At 41.1% G+C, this 1,636-nt stretch carries 3 protein-coding genes; all 3 read right to left on the bottom strand.

Translation table 11 applies throughout. The features are described from left to right. A partial coding sequence (locus tag GT590_RS14900) for a DUF1351 domain-containing protein (protein WP_161171198.1) occupies positions 1-177 on the bottom strand: 177 nt, incomplete at its 3' end. A gap of 9 nt (positions 178-186) precedes the next feature. Beyond that, positions 187-984, bottom strand: coding sequence for a phage recombination protein Bet (bet, locus tag GT590_RS14215; protein ID WP_129984651.1), 798 nt, complete (start codon positions 982-984; stop codon positions 187-189). A 149-nt stretch (positions 985-1,133) separates the two neighbouring features. After that, a partial coding sequence (locus GT590_RS14210) for a DnaD domain protein (RefSeq protein ID WP_161171197.1) occupies positions 1,134-1,636 on the bottom strand: 503 nt, incomplete at its 5' end.

Below are 1,636 nucleotides of genomic sequence, written 5' to 3'. Positions count from 1 at the left end.
GATTTGTTTTTTGAGTTTGCGTATGTCAGCTAAAACTTGCTTGTCATCTTTGATGGTTGCAGCCGTGACCGTGTAATTTTCGTACTTGGACACAACTTCATTGATATTCTGCTCAAATTTCTCACGGTCAATGATTTCAACCTGTGCCTGCGTTACTTTTGCTTGTAATTCTTGCATGTTGTCCTCCTAATACTCTAATTTACCGGAAAACAGCTCGCCTTGCCCTGTTTCTTCGGTGTAGTCAGGCACTTCATCAGCTGGATAGCTAGTATCTACTGGTTCGGCTTGTTTTCTAGTCTGCTCTTGCTTCATCTGCTCAATCTGTGCCTGTTTACGTGCCATGACTTCATCACGGGTTTCAGTTGGGGTGACATCTTTGAGTTCGCGTAGCTCATCAGCTTCATATACACCACCCAATTCATTTGGGAACGCTTCTCTGAGTGCTGTGACAATGGCTACTTTCCTAATCATGACACTTGGTTTGTCATCCCATGTATTGGGTTTGTTTTCTTTTCCATAGGAGTTCACTGGTCCTTCTTTTCTTATTTTTGAATTGTCATACTCAGAGAAGGTCACTTCTACTTTGGTTGGATGACTACGGTCTTTTCTATAGACAGTTGCCCACCCCCCTAAAATTTCGGCATCTTTTGGCAAAAATGCTCCATCAGAACGCTTGATTTCGCCATCTTTTTCATAGATAATTCCTGAGTCCATACCATCAAACTCTGGGTGAGCATCCGCCTTCTTCTGGAAGGCCTTGAGTGCTACCACAATCTGTGCAGGCTGATTGCCGTATTTAATAAAATAAATTTCCTTGGTAAATGGGTTTAAGTTTTGAACTTTTGCTTGAGCGATAAAATAAGCCAGTTCCTCATCTGTTGCTGTCCCTTTAGGGTCAAGATACTTCCTGACGATGGTACTATTCAAAGTTTGAGGGTCTTCTAAAAAGTTCTTTTCTGCTGTTTGAATGTCTGTTACGGTCATTTTCTTTTCCTCTTTTGTCTTTCTTTTTCGCTATTGGTAGCCCATGGCCACGTTGTCTTTCCATTCGTCATAGGCTCTGTCTTCATCAACATCAGGCTCTGACAAAGGTTCAGGCGGCGTGCTAAGCCAAGTATCATAATCAAACATAGTCAATCCTCCCCTTTTTCCATCTGTTCCAATTCAGCAAAGAGTTCTGCTAACTTTGCTTGTCCTTCTGTAGTCTGTTCGGTCTTTACTGGCTCAGTTGACCAAATTGGAACATTTGTTCGCTGATGTTGTGAGTTATGTCCATTTTGTTGAGAGTTGGCCTTTTGTTCGATTCGCTGTCGTTCCCTGTCTTCCACTTGAACAATGGTTTTTATTCCATTCTGTTTCCAATTGCGTAAAATAGCTAAGATATACTTGAAGTTCCGTTTGCCGTTGTCAGCAGCTTCTGTAATTGCTCTGATAACAACATCTACCTCCATTCCATCCGAAGTTACATATTCGGTAAGTTGCTGAAACTGAAAACCATCTAATGGACCAATTCTTTGTTGATAATAATTTTGAATGTTTGTGTCGGTGGTGGTTTTTCTATCATCTACATCTAACTCTAACTCTATATCTATCTCTTTCTCTATATCTATCTCTCCGTTGCGTTCTGTTGCATTGG

Source organism: Eggerthella sp. BIOML-A1 (assembly GCF_009875595.1).
GTDB lineage: Bacteria > Actinomycetota > Coriobacteriia > Coriobacteriales > Eggerthellaceae > Eggerthella > Eggerthella lenta.
Note: the sequence above shows the minus strand (reverse complement) of the source record. Positions and strands in the feature narration are given on the sequence as shown.